Raw genomic sequence first — 14,369 nt, forward strand, 5'->3', positions numbered from 1 at the left:
CATCAGCCCTTTTTCATCATGTCGTCTTTCTTCATGTCGTCTTTTTTCATCATGCCGCCCTTGGCCTCTTCCATCGTCATGCCGCTCATCTGCTTGCAGGTGCCAGCGGCCACGTACTTCCATTCGCCCTTGTCGTTGTCGACCTTGGACTGGCCGGCGCAGGAATGGGTACCCGCGAGGTTGGCGCAGTCGTTTTGCCCAGCCTTGGCAATGCCGAAGCACTTTTCTTTGGCGGCGTTCTGGGCCAGGGCGGGGCTCGACAACATGGCGAGTGACATCAGCGATGCGGCGGCGGCGGTGATCACGGTGCGTTGGTTCATTTCAATGGCTCCTGAGATTGTGAAAAGTGAGGAAGTGGAAACAACCGCGGCCTCTGCAGCGCATGGGCACATCGGTTGTGGGTGAGTCGGCCTGTGTGAAGGGTTCTTACAAGGAATCCGAAAAAATCTTCAGACCGGCTCAGAGCAGGTCCGCAATCCGGTCCCACGTGGCGGGCGCAATGCGCCCGGCGTAGCGCTCCACCAGTCGGCCCTGCTTGTCAATCAGGCAGCCACCTGGCAATTGTTCGGGTCGGCCCATGGTGTCGCGAAAGCCCGGGCCAAGCGCCGAAACCGAGACGAAATGCGGGCTTCCTGGCACTGTCTGGGCCACCAGCTTTTCGTAGGTCAGAAAGTCCTGAATATTGGCGTCCATGTTGACGCCCAGCAAGGTGAAGGGTTGGTCCTTCCAGCCAGCGAGGTTGGCGCGCAGTTCACGCATCGTGTCACGGCAGACGGCACACCCGGTGGACCAGTAAAACACCAGCACCACCTGCCCTCGCAGTGCGTCGAGGCGGATGCGCTGGCCATTCGACGCAGTGCCTTCCAGTTCAGGCGGCTCGCTGGTGCCAGGGGTGGCTGCCCGCAGCAGGCCGGGCAGGGCCAGCGCGCAGGCGGGCAGGAAAGCCAGCAACCGCCGGCGTGAGGGCAGAGCAAGGCGACGTTCAGTGGTCAATGGGGCCAGTGGCATGGGTGATTCCTCGGTGGAGATGACCCGAATTCGTCAGCCGATGTCGCCTTTCCTTACACTTGCACGCCAACGAGCCTCTCCATGCCACCACAAACCCCTTCCGAGTACGAGCAGCAACTGGTCGCCTTGCGTGACTACCTGATGCGTTTTGCGCGCCTCCAGCTGCGCAACGACGCGTGGGCGGAAGACGCCGTGTCAGAGACCCTGGTGGCCGCGCTGGCCAAGCCGCAAGCCTTCGAAGCCCGCTCGCAGCTCAAGACCTGGCTGGTGGGGATCCTCAAACACAAGATCATCGACACGCTGCGCCAACGGCAGCGCGAAGTGGTGCTCGACGGGGGCACCGACGACGACACCGCCGATCCGCTGGACCATATGGCATTCAAGACGGATGGCCATTTCGCCGAAAAGCCGGCAGAGTGGGGCAATCCGGAGCGCGACATGCAGAGCCGCCAGTTTTTTGCTGTACTCGAGGCGTGCACTGAAAAGCTGCCGCCAGCGCAGGGGCGGCTGTTTCTGATGCGCGAATGGCTGGAACTCTCCAGCGAAGACATCTGTAAGGAACTCTCGCTGACACCGACCAACCTCTACGTCCAGTTGCATCGGGCCCGACTCCGTTTGCGCGAGTGTCTTGAACTGAACTGGTTTGCACAGCCAACATGAAGCCCGTCTACCCTTTTCGCCGCACCTGCAAGGAAGTCTCCGCGCTGTTGATCGCACGCGAAGACCGCGAGTTGCCGCTGGCCGACCGCCTGGCATTGCGTTTGCACATGGCCATGTGCCAGGCGTGCCCGCGCTTCGAGCGGCAACTGCTCACCATGCGCAACGCCATGAAGCAATGGCGCAATTACGCGGACGCGGACGAAGCAGGTGAACGGGAAAAAGCGTGAGCCTTCAGGCCAGCAGGGCCTGCGCAAATTCCCGCGCGTTGAAGGTTTCCAGGTCTTCGAGCTTTTCACCCACTCCGATGAAGTACACCGGAATGGGCTTTTCCCGTGCGATGGCACAGATCACGCCGCCCTTGGCGGTGCCATCGAGTTTGGTGATGATCAGGCCAGTGAGCCCCAGCGCTTCGTCAAACGCCCTGACCTGCATCAGTGCGTTCTGGCCGGTGTTGCCGTCGATGACCAGCAGCACCTCGTGCGGCGCTGTGGCGTCGGCCTTCTGAACCACGCGCTTGATCTTGCGCAGCTCTTCCATCAGGTGCAGCTGGGTGGGCAGACGCCCGGCGGTGTCGACCAGCACCACATCGCGCCCGCGTGATCTGCCAGCCGTCACCGCATCGAAGCTCACCGCAGCCGGATCGCCGCCTTGCTGGGTGATGATCTCCACTGTGTTGCGGTCGGCCCAGACGGCCAGTTGTTCGCGCGCGGCCGCGCGGAAGGTGTCGGCCGCCGCGAGCAGCACGGTGGCGCCTTCGCTGGCCAGGTGACGCGTGAGTTTGCCGATGGATGTGGTCTTGCCCGCGCCATTGACGCCGGCCACCATCACCACCGTGGGCTTGTATTCGCCGATCACCAGGGCCTTCTGTAGCGGCTTGAGCAGGTCTGCAATGGCGTCGGCCAGCAGGCCCTTCACAGCAGCCGGGTCGGTGGTCCTGGTTTCCTTGACGCGGCGTTTGAGGTCGGCGAGCAGAAATTCGGTGGCTTTGACGCCGCTGTCGGCCATCAGCAGGGCGGTTTCGAGGTCTTCGTACAGCGCATCGTCGATCTGCGTGCCGGTAAAGACGGTGGCCAGGCTGGAGCCTGTCTTGCGCAGACCCACCTTGAGCTTGTCCATCCAGCTCCGTCTGGGGGCCTCCAGCGGCGCGGCTGCCACCTGCGCCGGTGGCGCAGGCTCGGCTTCGGCTGGCGCGGCTGGGGGCTCCGGCAGCGCCGGTGTGGGGGCGACGGGTTCGGGTGTGGGCGGTTTTTTGCGAAAGAACGAGAACATTTTTCCATCTCTAGAATCCATTGCATTCTATGAAACGCTCTTTGCTCGCGCACAACGCACTGATGGCGGCCACGTTCGCCCTGGTTCTCTCCCCTGCCGCGCTGGCGGCAACGCCTTCCCAGACACCCCTGACAGCACCTCCTCCGGCCGTTGTGGCTGCCGCGTCTCCCGGGGAGGAGGCGCCCGTCGCACAACAATTCACCCTCGCCAACGGCATGACCCTTATCGTGCGCCCGGACCGCCGGGCGCCTACGGTGGCCCACATGCTGTGGGTGCGGGTGGGCTCCATGGACGAGGTCGATGGCACCTCCGGCGTGGCCCATGCGCTCGAGCACATGATGTTCAAGGGTACGCCAGACCTGAAGCCTGGTGAGTTCTCGCGACGCGTGGCCGCGCTGGGCGGGCGCGACAACGCCTTCACCAGCCGCGACGCCACCGCCTACCACCAGCAGGTGCCTTCCCATCAGTTGGAGGCCATGATGCGGCTGGAGGCCGATCGGTTTGCCCGCACCCAATGGGCCGACGAAGAATTCGTGCGCGAGATCGAGGTCATCAAGGAAGAGCGGCGGCAACGCACCGAAGAATCGCCCCGTGCGCGAATGTTCGAAGCGCTCAACGCGATGGTCTTTCAGGCCAACCCCTATCGCCGCCCCATTGTGGGCTGGATGAGCGACCTCGACGCCATGACACCCGACGACGTGCGCGAGTTCTACCGGCGCTGGTACAGCCCGACGAATGCGGCCGTGGTGATCGCTGGCGACGTGGATGTGGCGCAGGTGCGGGCCCTGGCCGAAGACATCTATGGCCGAATCCCTGCAAGGGCCCTGCCAGCGCGCAAGCCGCGTGAAGAGCCTTTGCAGGTCGGCCCGCGCAAGCTTGAGTTCCGCGCCGTGGCCGACCAGGCTCTGGTCGCACTTGCCTGGAAGGCGCCGCGCTGGACCGGCGAGGGCGATGCCGGCGACGGCTCGCAGCAGGATGCGCTCGCACTCACCGTGCTGTCGGCCGTGCTCGACGGATACAGCGGTGCCCGGCTGGAACGCGCGCTGGTGCAGGGCTCCGGGGCGGGCGGCAAACGCGTGGCCGATACCGCGGGCGCGTCTTACGGCCTCATGGGGCGAGGACCGCAGCTGTTCCTGCTCAGCGCCGTGCCGGCGCGTGGCGTGACGCCCGAGATGACCACCGCCGCCCTGAAGTCCGAAATCGAACGCATTGCCAGGGAGGGCGTCAGCGAGGCAGAGCTGCGCCGCGTGAAAACCCAGTGGACTGCCAGCGAAATCTACAAGCTCGACTCCGTGTTCAACCAGGCGCGCGAACTGGGCAGCTACTGGATCAACGGCATGCCTGTCGATACGGGTGATCGCCTCATGAAGCTGCTGCAAGGTGTGACGGCTGCGCAGGTGCAGTCTGTGGCCCAGCGCTATTTCAGCGACGAACAGCTCACCACTGGCGTGCTGGTGCCCGAACCCGGGCGGCGCGAAACCGCCACGCCTGCCGCTGCCGGCAACCGTCCTGCCCTTCGTCATTGACACGCAACCGCGCTGCCTGGAATTTCCATGTCATCTATTTCGTTGTTCCGTACCCCTTTCAAACGACTACTGTGTGTCCTTGGCGTCTGCTTCTTGGGGGCCCATGCCCAGGCGGCCATTCCGATCGAGCACTGGACCCATGCCAGTGGTGCGCGTGTGTATCTGGTGGCCACGCCCGCGCTGCCGATGCTGGACGTGCAGGTGAATTTCGATGGCGGCAGCCGGCGTGAACCCAGGGCCAAAGCCGGTCTGGCGAGCGCCACTGCCGGCCTGTTTTCCGGCGGCGTGATGCCCCATGGCAACAAACCGGCGCTCGATGAGAATCAGCTGAGCGAAGCCTGGGTGGACCTGGGCGCCCAGTTCGGCGCACAGGCATCGGCCGATCGTTTTACCGTTTCCCTGCGCACCCTCACGGAGCCAGCGTTGCTGGAGCAGGCCGTGGCTTTGGCCGCACGACAACTGGCCGCACCTGCGTGGCCCGAAAACGTCTGGCAGCGCGACCGTGAGCGCACGCTGGCCGCATTGAAAGAGGCAGAAAACCGCCCGGCCACCCATGCGGGACGTGCCTTTTCGCGCGCGGTTTTTGGTGACCACCCCTATGGATTCGAAGCCGTGGCCGACACGCTCAACGCCATCTCGGTGGCCGACATGCGAGGCTTCTACCGCCGCCACGTGGCCGCTTGTCGTGCCCAGATCAGCCTGGTGGGCGCCATCGATCGTGCCGGCAGCGACCGCATCGTCAGCCAGCTCATGGCTGCGGTCCAGCCGCATGGCTGCGAACCGTTGACGGACGTTCCCCAAGTGAAGCCACTGGACCGTGCGATCGAAGAGCGGATGCCGTTCAAGGCCGCGCAGGCACAGGTGCTCGTAGGGCAGCCCGGCGTGGCACGCGACGACCCCGACTTCTTTCCGCTGTTCGTGGGCAACTACATTCTGGGAGGCGGCGGGTTCGTGTCGCGCCTGACTACCGAAGTGCGGGAAAAGCGGGGGCTGAGCTACAGCGTGTACAGCTATTTTTCTCCTGGCCTGCATGCCGGTGCGTTTCAGATCGGCCTGACGACCCGACCCGACCAGGCTTACCAGGCGGTGGGCGTGGTGCGGGACGTGGTGCGCGACTTCGTGGCCGAGGGACCTACCGACGAAGAGCTCAAGGCCGCCAAGGAATACCTCGTCAACAGCTTTGCCCTGCGCATTGACAGCAACCGCAAGCTGCTCGACAACGTCTCCAACATCGCCTGGAACGGTTTGCCGCTGGACTACCTGGACACCTGGACCGAACAGGTGGAGCGCGTGACGGTGGCCGACATCCGGCGTGCCTTCACCCGGGTGCTGCAACCCGACCGCATGGCCACCGTGGTCGTGGGTGCCCAACCCTGATGGTGCTGCGCGCAGGCTTACGGCGCGAGCGGCAGTTGCCGTAAGCTAGCCGCATGAAAGCATCAGGCAACAAAGCAGCTGGCCGCCTGGCCAAGGCTCCCCACGAGGTTCGCATCATCGGCGGCCAGTGGAAACGAACCAGGCTCACCGTGGTCGACGCACCCGGGCTGCGTCCCACACCGGCACGGGTGCGCGAAACGCTCTTCAACTGGTTGGGCCAGGACCTCAGCGGCTGGCGCTGTCTGGATGCCTTTGCCGGCACCGGTGCGCTGGGGCTGGAGGCTGCTTCTCGCGGTGCGGCCGAGGTGGTGCTGGTGGAACATGACAATGTCCTGCTGACGCTTCTGCGCCGCATGAAGGACCAGCTCAAGGCGGACGCTGTGAAGGTGGAACGTGGCGATGCCGTGGCCGCCCTGAGACAACGTGCCGGTCAGAACCTGGATGTGGTGTTTCTGGACCCACCTTTTGCGGATGGAGGCAACGAAGCGCTCTTTGCCTCTGCCCTGGCCGCCGCTCGCCAGTCCATTGGTCCCCAGGGGTTCATCTACCTCGAAGCACCCCGACCCTGGACCACCGACGAGCTTTCGCGCATGGGTCTGGAGATGCATCGCCAGGGACGCGCGGGTGCCGTGGCCTTTCACCTGTTGCGGACATTGCCCGGGCAGTGAGTGGCTGAACGGGGCCCCTCGCGCATAATTCCCGGATGAATGCTGAGTTGTCCACCACCACGACCGGTGGCCGCATCGCTGTGTACAGCGGTACCTTTGATCCCCTGACCCTGGGCCATGAGGATGTGGTGCGCCGTGCCGCGCAACTGTTTGACGAGGTGGTGCTGGCCGTGGCCATTGCCCACCACAAGAAGACCCGCTTCAGCCTGAAGGAACGCCTGGAGATGGCCGCTGAAGCCACGCGGGACGTGCCCGGGCGCGTACGGGTGCTGCCGTTTGACGGCCTGATCATGGATTTCTGCCGGCAAACCGGTGCGGTGGCGGTGGTCCGAGGCATCCGCAACATCACCGACTTTGACTATGAAGCCCAGATGGCCGCGATGAACCGCAAACTGCACCCCGCTGTGGAGACCGTGTTCCTTCTGCCGCAGGCCGAACTGCAGTGCATCTCCAGCACGCTGGTGCGCGAGATTGCGACGCTGGGTGGTGATGTCTCAAGCATGGTGAGCCCGCCCGTGGCCCGGCGTCTGGCTCCCGCGCCGTTGCAAGCCTGAGCGGCGGTACAGGAAAGGCTGCACACTATGGCACTCATGATCACCGACGAATGCATCAACTGCGATGTGTGCGAGCCGGAATGCCCCAATCAGGCCATCTACATGGGTCAGGAGATCTACGAGATCGATCCGTCCAAGTGCACCGAGTGTGTCGGGCACTTTGACGAACCCCAGTGTGTGCAGGTGTGCCCGGTGAGCTGCATTCCCATCCACCCCGAACACATCGAGAGCCGGGAAACGCTCTGGCAGAAATACCAGCGATTGCAGCAGCAGGGTCAGGCGTCTTCAGATGCGGGTGGCGCGCCTGTGGCGGATCCGGCATTGACCAAGACCTGAGCGCCAGGTTCTTCCTTTTTCTCGAGCCTGGGTGGTTTGGGTCGGGGCGGTTTGCTGGTGTGAATCTGCGCAGTGGCCTTGTCCATGTCACCGGCAATCAGTTGGGGCAGCGCCTTCAGACTGCGATCCAGCGCCTGTGCAATGGCGATGCGGTCGTCTGGCGATGGTTTCTTCAACACCCAGTTCGCCACTTCGTTTCTGTTGCCCGGGTGGCCGATGCCGATCCTCAGGCGCCAGTAGTCGGGACTGCCCAGCTGCGCGTGGATGTCACGCAAGCCATTGTGACCCGCATGGCCGCCACCCTTTTTGAGTTTGACCTCGCCGGGAGGCAGGTCCAGCTCGTCGTGGATGACCAGTACCTCTTCAGGCGCGATCTTGTAGAAGCGGGCGAGCGAGGCGACTGCGCGCCCAGACAGGTTCATGAAGGTCTGGGGCTCGATCAGCCACACAGACTGTCCATCCACATTGGCGCGGGCCACCAACCCCTGGTGCCCTCGCTCCATCTGCATCGACACCTTGAGCTGGCGCGCAGCCTCGTCCACCCACCAGAAGCCCGCGTTGTGGCGCGTGTGTTCGTATTCGGGTCCTGGATTGCCCAGGCCAGCGATGAGTCGGATCATGCGAGGGATTATCGGTGAGGCTAGAAGGGAACACCCCCGCTCCCCCTGGATTGGGCAGTTTCATGCGACGTGGGTCGGGCGCTGCTCGGTGGAGCAACTGAAATGGAAACGGCCCGCAGAGCGGGCCGTTGGTGGCAGAAGGCAATGTCCGGAAGGACTTACTTCTTCTTTTTGCCCTTCTTGTCGTCGGTCGCGGCCACCACGGGTGCGGCCACCACTTCTTCGACCGGCTCAACCACGGTCGCCACGGTCAGGTTGGAGCGGCCGTGCATGACCAGCTTGATGCCCTTGGCCAGCTTGATGTCACCCGTGTGGATGGTGCTGCCCTTGGTCACTTCGCTCAGGTCGACCACGATGTTTTCGGGCAACTGGGTGGCCAGGCACTCGATTTCGATCTCGTTCATCACGTGGTTGATCACGCACTTGTCGACCTTCACGGCTGGCGAGTTATCTGCACCTTCAAAATGCAGAGGCACTTTCTTGCGCAGACGGGTCTTTTCGTTGACGCGCTGAAAGTCCACGTGAAGCACTTGTGGCTTGTAGGGGTGGTACTGCACATCGCGCAGCAGCACTTTTTGCACGCTGCCGCCGATGTCCATGTCCAGAATGGCCGAGTGGAAGGCTTCCTTCTTCAGGGCATGCCACAGGGCGTTGTGATCGAGTTCGATCGTGATGGCTGGCGTATCACCGCCAAACACGATACCGGGCGCGCGACCGGTGTTGCGCAGACGGCGGCTCGCACCCGTACCCTGCTTGGCGCGCTCAAAAGCGACAAATTGCATGACATTCTCCAATTGAGGGATTCCGCGACCAGAACGCCTCTGTTAAAAAAAGCAGCCCCTCACACGAGGGGCGCTTGCTTTTTGCTGCCTGCAGGACCTCTTAGAAAAGATTGTCCTGATCGGCAAACAAACTCATGACCGACTCACCGGAAGCAATGCGCGCAATGGTCTCGGCCATCAGCGGTGCCACGGAAAGCTGGCGAATCTTGGAACAGGCCTGTGCAGCCTGAGACAGTGGAATGGTGTTGGTCACCACCACTTCATCCAGTGCGGTTCCCTTGGCAATGCGCTCAATGGCCGGGCCGGAAAAAATGGGGTGTGTGCAATACGAATACACGTGCTTGGCGCCGCGCTCCTTGAGCACCTCGGCCGCCTTGACCAGCGTCCCTGCCGTGTCGATCATGTCGTCCATGATCACGCAGTTGCGGCCTTCAATGTCACCGATCACGTGCATCACTTCGGACACGTTGGCCTTGGGACGCCGCTTGTCGATGATGGCCATGTCGCAGTTGAGCTGCTTGGCCAGCGCACGGGCGCGCACCACGCCACCGACGTCTGGTGACACCACCAGCAGATCGGGGTAGTTCTTCTGCCGCAGATCGCCCAGCAGCACGGGAGAGGCGTAGATGTTGTCGACCGGGATGTCGAAGAATCCCTGAATCTGGTCGGCGTGCAGGTCCATGGTCAGCACGCGGTTCACGCCAACGGCCTGGAGCATGTTGGCCACGACCTTGGCCGAGATCGGCACGCGGCTGGAACGGGGGCGCCGGTCCTGGCGGGCGTAGCCGAAGTAGGGGATGACCGCAGAAATGCTCACGGCCGACGCACGCTTGAGCGCGTCGACCATGATGATCAGCTCCATCAGGTTTTCATTGGTCGGGGCGCAGGTGGACTGGATCACGAACACATGCCGTGCCCGGACGTTCTGGGTGATCTCGACGGTCACTTCACCATCCGAGAAACGCCCAACATTGGCCGCGCCGAGCTGCGTGCCCAGGTGCTGGGCAATCTCCGCAGCCAGCACCGGGTTGGCATTCCCGGTGAAGATCATGAAATCCGGGGGCTGAACTTGCATGGTGTTTCCAGCGGTTTGAACGAAGCGTCTGAAGCTGTCGTCAAAAAAAGCCATTCTGAAATGGCTGATCGCGTGCTCGTCGTGCTTAAAAAGGGTGGCAGGGGAGAAAGGATTCGAACCTTTGCATGCTGGAATCAAAATCCAGTGCCTTAACCAACTTGGCGACTCCCCTACGCAAGCTGCTCGCTGGGCTTGTCACCCGGCAGGCAGCCAAAAAAATGTCGCTGAATCCGTATTCAGTGCTCGGCCGCTGAGCCCGATATTCTAATCGCGACACCAGCCAAACAATGGATGCGAATCCATGTTGCTGCAAACTTGTACCGTCCATGTGCCTGGCGCGTCGGTCAAAGCCGGCGGGGGCCCCACATGTGCAAATACCGCGGTACCTGATCCCGTCATGCGACCTGACAAATCGTGGCGCTGAAGCCAGTCAATGCACAGTCCCACATCAGGGCACAAGTCCTGCGCGACGGGTTGCAGATCGTTGTGGCCGAAGTCCAGAATTTTCTGGAGATCGAGTTTCAACGTGTCCGCTGACTCGTTTGCAGCAAAGCCTTGGAGTATAGCAGTTTCCGTGTCCCTTTTGAGTCGGGGTGATCGGAAAATCTGCTGTGTGGCTGCGCCTCCTGGTGGTTTGACCACAACAAAACGGGCCTTCTCCAAGGAAACGGGTGTGAGTTTTTCGCCGATACCTTCTACCCAGGCGGTCTGCCCGCCAATGAAAAAGGGCACATCAGCGCCCAGGGGCAGGGCGATGGCTGCAAGCTGCCCGCGGGTGAGGCCGAGCCCCCACAGCCGGTTCAGTGCCAGCAGGCAAGTCGCGGCATCGGAAGAGCCGCCACCCAGTCCGGCCTCCGAGGGCAGGTGTTTTTCCAGTCCGATGTGCACGCCCAGCGGACACCCTGTGGCGGCCTTCAGCGCTTGGGCGGCCCGGATGCAAAGGTCTTCTGCGGGGAGGGAGGGGCCAGAGATGTCTTCCCGCGTGACAAGGCCGTCGGCTCGGATCTCAAAATGGAGCAGATCGCACCAGTCGATCAACATGAAGACCGACTGCAACAAGTGATAACCGTCAGGCCGTTGGCCGGTGACGTGAAGAAACAGGTTGAGTTTGGCGGGTGCGGGCACATCCAGCAGTCGCCGCAGCGCCGGCGTGGCGAGGGTGCTCATTGCTGCAAAACCAGGCGCAATTCGGCACTGGGCAAAGGATGGGTGCGCCTTGCCGTGATGCGGCCCTCTGTGTGGCGTGACAGGTCGGCTTGCCAGCCATCAATTTCCAAGGCGGTTCCGTTCAGCCAGGCGAACAGGGCGGCCACCGGCAGCGCCGTTCCACCCAGTTCGGTGGTGAGTTCTTCAAGATTGCGCTTTTTGATCACCTGATCGCCTTGGCGCCATTCGGCGTCCGTTTCAGACCACACGACCCTGGCCACGGCATTGCCCAAAGGCGATGTGAGCAAAAGGGAACCCGCATCGGGCGAGCCCCTGAGATCAAAGCCGGCGGCCACCGATTGAACGGGCTCGGTATGAACAGTGAGTGCCAGGCGACCCATCCATACCGACTCACCGGGCAGAACCGGTGTCTGCGGGGTGGCGCAGGCGGTCATCAACAGGGCGGCGCATGCCACCACGCTCCAGAGCCGCCACCCTCCGGTGCGCGGCCGAATCGGACGACTCACGGCTGCACCTGCAGTCTCTTCAGGGTATTGAGCAGGGTTTCGTTGTCGCTGGCCAGAAGCAGACCTTCGCGCCAGATTTTCAATGCCTGTTCCCGCTGACCCATCGCCCAGTACACCTCACCCAGGTGGGCGGCGATTTCGGCGTCCGGGCGCTTGCCATAGGCAGCTTGAAGAATGCTCAACGCTCGCGACGTATTGCCCATACGGAATTCAACCCAACCCAGGCTGTCCTGGATGTAGGCGTCGCCTGGTGCGAGTTCCACGGCTTTTTCGATCAGTGCCTTGGCCTCGAGAAGCCGGACATTGCGGTCGGCCAGAGAGTAGCCCAACGCGTTGTAGGCGTGGTGGAAATCGGGCTTGATTGCCATCAATTGCCTGAGCAAGGCTTCCATCTCTGGCAGATTGTTGGCCTTCTCAGCCATCATCGCCTGATCGTAGAGCAGGTCGGTCTGGTCCGGGAACCGGCTCACGGCCTCCTTGTAGACCAGATAGGCCTCTTGCCATTCCTTGAAATCCCTGAGCAACTGGGCTTCAGCCACGAGCTTGAGCCGAGCGTCATCGGGGCGGCGCTCCGGCTGGTTGCGCAGCAAGGCCCTGGCCTGAGTCATTTGCCCCTGTCTGGCGAGCAGCGATGCGCGCCGCATCTGGGCAGCCATGATGTCGTCTGCATTCTCGATGCGGTCAAGCCAGGCGTTTGCGGCCTGAAAATCCTTTTGCTTTTCTGCGATCTGCGCCATGAGCAAATAGGCCTGGGTCAGGCTTCGAGTCGATCGTTCGTCGCCTGCCTCTCGCGCAAGCCGCATGTGGTTCTGCAGAGAGTGGCTGGCCGCGTCCAGCTTGTTTTCCTGGACCTGGATCGTGGCCTGGAGCAACCAGGCATCGGCCAAATCAGGCTGGTGGGTGGTCAGGCGCTCCAGTTCGCGGGCAGCCTCCGCTGTGCGCTGAAGGTCAAGCAGGATACGGGCGTAGGCCAGCGGGACCTGTGATCCGAAAGGACCGGTAGGCGAGGCCACGCGCAAATGGTCGCGCACGATGTCTTCCGCGCCTTGCTGGCCGCGTTCCACCAATTCAAGGGCCAGCATGGCCGGAAAGGGCGATGGTGGATTCGCTGTATGGCCCTTGCGCGCTGATGTCAACGCAGCTTCGGGTTGTTCCAGTCCCAATTCCATGCGCCCGATGGTGGTCCATGCGGCAGGCGCATGAGGGCCCTGAAGGTAGGGTGCGAGCGCGTCCCGAACCACTTGCAGTGCGAGCGCCTTGTCGGAGACGCGCGCGTAGGTTTGCGGAATGGCATTGATGGTTTCGTCGCGCAGCTCGCCTGCACCTGAAGCCAGCAGCGAGGAGAGCGCAGGCCCGGTTTCTGCCACGCGATTGAGTGCAAGCAGGATTTGCAGGACGAACCGGTCGGCGTCGGGGGACCCCGGCAGCTCCGTTGACCACGCCTGGGCAGCACTGAGTGCAGATTCGCCGGACCGTGCCTGCAACGCGATGTCGACCGCTCGCCGATACAGGAGCGGATCCTGTCGCTTGCGGGCCGCATCCAGGATCAGCGAGTAGGCAGCGCCGGCATCACCCGCACGCGCATTGAGTTCGCCGATCAGCAACTGGTAGAACAACGGGGCATCGAGCCCGGAATTCACAACAGCTTCAGATGTGTTGCTGACGGGTTCAGGCGTGGGCTGGGCGGGGGCGGCGGTCTGCGCACAAGCTGTCAGCGAGGAGCATGTCAGCCACGTGGCCAACAGGGCGAGACTGACACGGCGATGAAGCCGGGCAGGTACGGGATGGCTACCCTGACGATCCGGATGGGGTGTGGGGGTGCTGCTCAGGGTATTCATCGGATGATGATAATTGAAGCTTTGTGGCCGAAAGGGGATGAGAGTCCAAGACCCTGATTGCGTTCCACACCATTTGCGAATGCCCAAGCCCCATGCCTGAATTGCCCGAAGTCGAGGTCACCCGCCGGAGTTTCTCTGACCGCATCGCTGGGGCGAGCGTGTTGGGCGTGCATGTGGGAAAACCGCTTCGCTGGCCGCTCGGATGCGAGCCTTCTGCGCTCGAAGGGCGCACCGTGCACACCGTGACCAGGCGAGGCAAATACCTGATCCTTCAGATGGATGTCGGTATCTTGCTGTTGCATCTGGGCATGTCGGGCAGCCTGCAGTTTGCGCCCACATTGTCTGAGCGAGGTCCACACGACCACTTTGAGCTGCACACCAGCAAGGGTGTTCTGCGCCTTCACGACCCTCGACGATTTGGCGCTGTGGTCTTTGCCACAGCGTTGGACGCACCGCCCGCCACCAAGCTTCTGGGACGGCTGGGCGTCGAACCGCTTGAGGCCGGTTTTGAACCATTGCGGTTCCATCAGGCCTTGCGCCAGCGCCGCACCAGCATCAAACAGGCGCTCCTGGCGGGTGACATGGTGGTGGGTGTCGGCAACATCTATGCGTCCGAGGCGTTGTTTGCCGCCCGCATTCGGCCCTCCGTGCGTGCCGACCGCCTGAGCAAGCCGAGGGCATTGCGTCTGCATGGGGCCATCGTCACGGTCCTGCAGCGCGCGCTGGCGCTGGGAGGCAGCACGCTGCGCGATTTCTCCAGTGCCGAAGGTCAAACTGGCTACTTTCAACTGGACGCGATGGTTTACGGGCGGGCTGGTTTGCCCTGCCGGGTCTGTGGTAGTTTCGTGAAGGTCATGCGCCAGGGTCAGCGGTCGACCTTTTTCTGTCCCACTTGCCAGAAACCTTGAGGAGCAGCGGCGCCCTTGGGCGCCCCCACTGAGCCGTACCTCCGGCGAGACGGCTTTGGACATAGGGCCGGTGCT

17 protein-coding genes and 1 tRNA gene are annotated in these 14,369 nt (G+C 62.8%); 8 read left to right on the forward strand and 10 right to left on the reverse strand.

Annotated features, from left to right (window positions below; translation table 11 throughout):
* Window positions 1-2: 2 nt before the first annotated feature.
* Together J2W49_RS00445 and J2W49_RS00450 are read right to left on the reverse strand one after the other, a co-directional pair.
* Window positions 3-320 (reverse strand): BufA1 family periplasmic bufferin-type metallophore, encoded by a 318-nt coding sequence (locus J2W49_RS00445; RefSeq protein ID WP_310310415.1) that lies wholly within the window; start codon window positions 318-320, stop codon window positions 3-5.
* Between the two features lie 139 nt (window positions 321-459).
* The gene (locus J2W49_RS00450; protein ID WP_310310417.1) at window positions 460-1,008 is read right to left on the reverse strand and encodes a peroxiredoxin family protein; all 549 of its coding nucleotides are present in this window, start codon (window positions 1,006-1,008) and stop codon (window positions 460-462) included.
* 81 nt (window positions 1,009-1,089) lie between these two features.
* Here J2W49_RS00450 and J2W49_RS00455 point away from each other — a divergent pair, with 81 nt between their 5' ends.
* Window positions 1,090-1,668, forward strand: coding sequence for a sigma-70 family RNA polymerase sigma factor (locus J2W49_RS00455; protein WP_310310419.1), 579 nt, complete (start codon window positions 1,090-1,092; stop codon window positions 1,666-1,668).
* Window positions 1,665-1,895, forward strand: a complete 231-nt coding sequence (locus tag J2W49_RS00460; RefSeq protein ID WP_310310421.1) for a zf-HC2 domain-containing protein — start codon at window positions 1,665-1,667, stop codon at window positions 1,893-1,895. Before J2W49_RS00455 ends, J2W49_RS00460 begins: the two co-directional genes overlap by 4 nt.
* 4 nt (window positions 1,896-1,899) lie before the next feature.
* Here J2W49_RS00460 and ftsY read toward each other — a convergent pair whose 3' ends face one another.
* Window positions 1,900-2,937, reverse strand: a complete 1,038-nt coding sequence (ftsY, locus tag J2W49_RS00465) for a signal recognition particle-docking protein FtsY (RefSeq protein WP_310310423.1) — start codon at window positions 2,935-2,937, stop codon at window positions 1,900-1,902.
* Window positions 2,938-2,966: 29 nt separating this feature from the next.
* Here ftsY and J2W49_RS00470 point away from each other — a divergent pair, with 29 nt between their 5' ends.
* Genes J2W49_RS00470 through J2W49_RS00490 form a run of 5 tightly spaced genes read left to right on the forward strand, consistent with a single transcriptional unit; the run spans window position 2,967 to window position 7,398 of the window.
* Window positions 2,967-4,463 carry a M16 family metallopeptidase gene (locus J2W49_RS00470; protein WP_310310425.1) on the forward strand — a complete coding sequence of 499 codons (1,497 nt, stop codon included), beginning with the start codon at window positions 2,967-2,969 and terminating at the stop codon, window positions 4,461-4,463.
* Between the two features lie 27 nt (window positions 4,464-4,490).
* Window positions 4,491-5,840 carry a M16 family metallopeptidase gene (locus J2W49_RS00475; RefSeq protein ID WP_405000960.1) on the forward strand — a complete coding sequence of 450 codons (1,350 nt, stop codon included), beginning with the start codon at window positions 4,491-4,493 and terminating at the stop codon, window positions 5,838-5,840.
* Window positions 5,841-5,893: 53 nt separating this feature from the next.
* Window positions 5,894-6,508, forward strand: coding sequence for a 16S rRNA (guanine(966)-N(2))-methyltransferase RsmD (gene rsmD / locus J2W49_RS00480; RefSeq protein ID WP_310310429.1), 615 nt, complete (start codon window positions 5,894-5,896; stop codon window positions 6,506-6,508).
* Window positions 6,509-6,543: 35 nt separating this feature from the next.
* Entirely contained in the window at window positions 6,544-7,062 is a 519-nt protein-coding gene (coaD, locus tag J2W49_RS00485) for a pantetheine-phosphate adenylyltransferase (protein ID WP_310310430.1), read from the forward strand.
* Window positions 7,063-7,089: 27 nt separating this feature from the next.
* Window positions 7,090-7,398 carry a YfhL family 4Fe-4S dicluster ferredoxin gene (locus J2W49_RS00490; RefSeq protein WP_310310432.1) on the forward strand — a complete coding sequence of 103 codons (309 nt, stop codon included), beginning with the start codon at window positions 7,090-7,092 and terminating at the stop codon, window positions 7,396-7,398.
* Here J2W49_RS00490 and pth read toward each other — a convergent pair.
* The 7 genes from pth to J2W49_RS00525 form a co-directional block, all read right to left on the reverse strand.
* Entirely contained in the window at window positions 7,338-8,018 is a 681-nt protein-coding gene (gene pth, locus J2W49_RS00495; RefSeq protein WP_310310434.1) for an aminoacyl-tRNA hydrolase, read from the reverse strand. The genes J2W49_RS00490 and pth overlap by 61 nt on opposite strands.
* Window positions 8,019-8,176: 158 nt before the next feature.
* Window positions 8,177-8,800, reverse strand: coding sequence for a 50S ribosomal protein L25/general stress protein Ctc (locus J2W49_RS00500; RefSeq protein WP_310310436.1), 624 nt, complete (start codon window positions 8,798-8,800; stop codon window positions 8,177-8,179).
* Window positions 8,801-8,900: 100 nt separating this feature from the next.
* The gene (locus J2W49_RS00505) at window positions 8,901-9,875 is read right to left on the reverse strand and encodes a ribose-phosphate pyrophosphokinase (protein WP_310310438.1); all 975 of its coding nucleotides are present in this window, start codon (window positions 9,873-9,875) and stop codon (window positions 8,901-8,903) included.
* A gap of 95 nt (window positions 9,876-9,970) precedes the next feature.
* Window positions 9,971-10,047, reverse strand: a tRNA-Gln gene (locus J2W49_RS00510).
* 92 nt (window positions 10,048-10,139) lie between these two features.
* Complete coding sequence (gene ispE, locus J2W49_RS00515) at window positions 10,140-11,018, reverse strand: 4-(cytidine 5'-diphospho)-2-C-methyl-D-erythritol kinase (protein WP_310312073.1); 879 nt, start codon at window positions 11,016-11,018, stop codon at window positions 10,140-10,142.
* Window positions 11,019-11,038: 20 nt separating this feature from the next.
* A complete protein-coding gene (locus J2W49_RS00520; RefSeq protein WP_310310439.1) occupies window positions 11,039-11,548 on the reverse strand; it encodes a lipoprotein insertase outer membrane protein LolB in 510 nt (169 codons plus the stop codon).
* Entirely contained in the window at window positions 11,545-13,188 is a 1,644-nt protein-coding gene (locus J2W49_RS00525; protein ID WP_310310440.1) for a tetratricopeptide repeat protein, read from the reverse strand. The genes J2W49_RS00520 and J2W49_RS00525 overlap by 4 nt, the downstream gene beginning before the upstream one ends.
* Before the next feature lie 290 nt (window positions 13,189-13,478).
* Between J2W49_RS00525 and mutM the strand changes: the two genes are divergently transcribed.
* Entirely contained in the window at window positions 13,479-14,294 is an 816-nt protein-coding gene (mutM, locus tag J2W49_RS00530) for a bifunctional DNA-formamidopyrimidine glycosylase/DNA-(apurinic or apyrimidinic site) lyase (protein WP_310310442.1), read from the forward strand.
* Window positions 14,295-14,369: the final 75 nt, after the last annotated feature.

It is taken from the genome of Hydrogenophaga palleronii (assembly GCF_031457455.1).
GTDB classification, from domain to species: Bacteria; Pseudomonadota; Gammaproteobacteria; order Burkholderiales; family Burkholderiaceae_C; genus Hydrogenophaga; species Hydrogenophaga palleronii_A.

Excerpts from the sequence above, each read along its gene's own strand:
- J2W49_RS00445 (WP_310310415.1), bottom strand. The coding sequence starts at position 320 with ATGAACCAACGCACCGTGATCACCGCCGCCGCCGCATCGCTGATGTCA.
- J2W49_RS00450 (WP_310310417.1), bottom strand. The coding sequence starts at position 1,008 with ATGCCACTGGCCCCATTGACCACTGAACGTCGCCTTGCTCTGCCCTCA.
- J2W49_RS00455 (WP_310310419.1), top strand. The coding sequence starts at position 1,090 with ATGCCACCACAAACCCCTTCCGAGTACGAGCAGCAACTGGTCGCCTTG.
- J2W49_RS00460 (WP_310310421.1), top strand. The coding sequence starts at position 1,665 with ATGAAGCCCGTCTACCCTTTTCGCCGCACCTGCAAGGAAGTCTCCGCG.
- ftsY (WP_310310423.1), bottom strand. The coding sequence starts at position 2,937 with ATGTTCTCGTTCTTTCGCAAAAAACCGCCCACACCCGAACCCGTCGCC.
- J2W49_RS00470 (WP_310310425.1), top strand. The coding sequence starts at position 2,967 with ATGAAACGCTCTTTGCTCGCGCACAACGCACTGATGGCGGCCACGTTC.
- J2W49_RS00475 (WP_405000960.1), top strand. The coding sequence starts at position 4,491 with ATGTCATCTATTTCGTTGTTCCGTACCCCTTTCAAACGACTACTGTGT.
- rsmD (WP_310310429.1), top strand. The coding sequence starts at position 5,894 with ATGAAAGCATCAGGCAACAAAGCAGCTGGCCGCCTGGCCAAGGCTCCC.
- coaD (WP_310310430.1), top strand. The coding sequence starts at position 6,544 with ATGAATGCTGAGTTGTCCACCACCACGACCGGTGGCCGCATCGCTGTG.
- J2W49_RS00490 (WP_310310432.1), top strand. The coding sequence starts at position 7,090 with ATGGCACTCATGATCACCGACGAATGCATCAACTGCGATGTGTGCGAG.
- pth (WP_310310434.1), bottom strand. The coding sequence starts at position 8,018 with ATGATCCGACTCATCGCTGGCCTGGGCAATCCAGGACCCGAATACGAA.
- J2W49_RS00500 (WP_310310436.1), bottom strand. The coding sequence starts at position 8,800 with ATGCAATTTGTCGCTTTTGAGCGCGCCAAGCAGGGTACGGGTGCGAGC.
- J2W49_RS00505 (WP_310310438.1), bottom strand. The coding sequence starts at position 9,875 with ATGCAAGTTCAGCCCCCGGATTTCATGATCTTCACCGGGAATGCCAAC.
- mutM (WP_310310442.1), top strand. The coding sequence starts at position 13,479 with ATGCCTGAATTGCCCGAAGTCGAGGTCACCCGCCGGAGTTTCTCTGAC.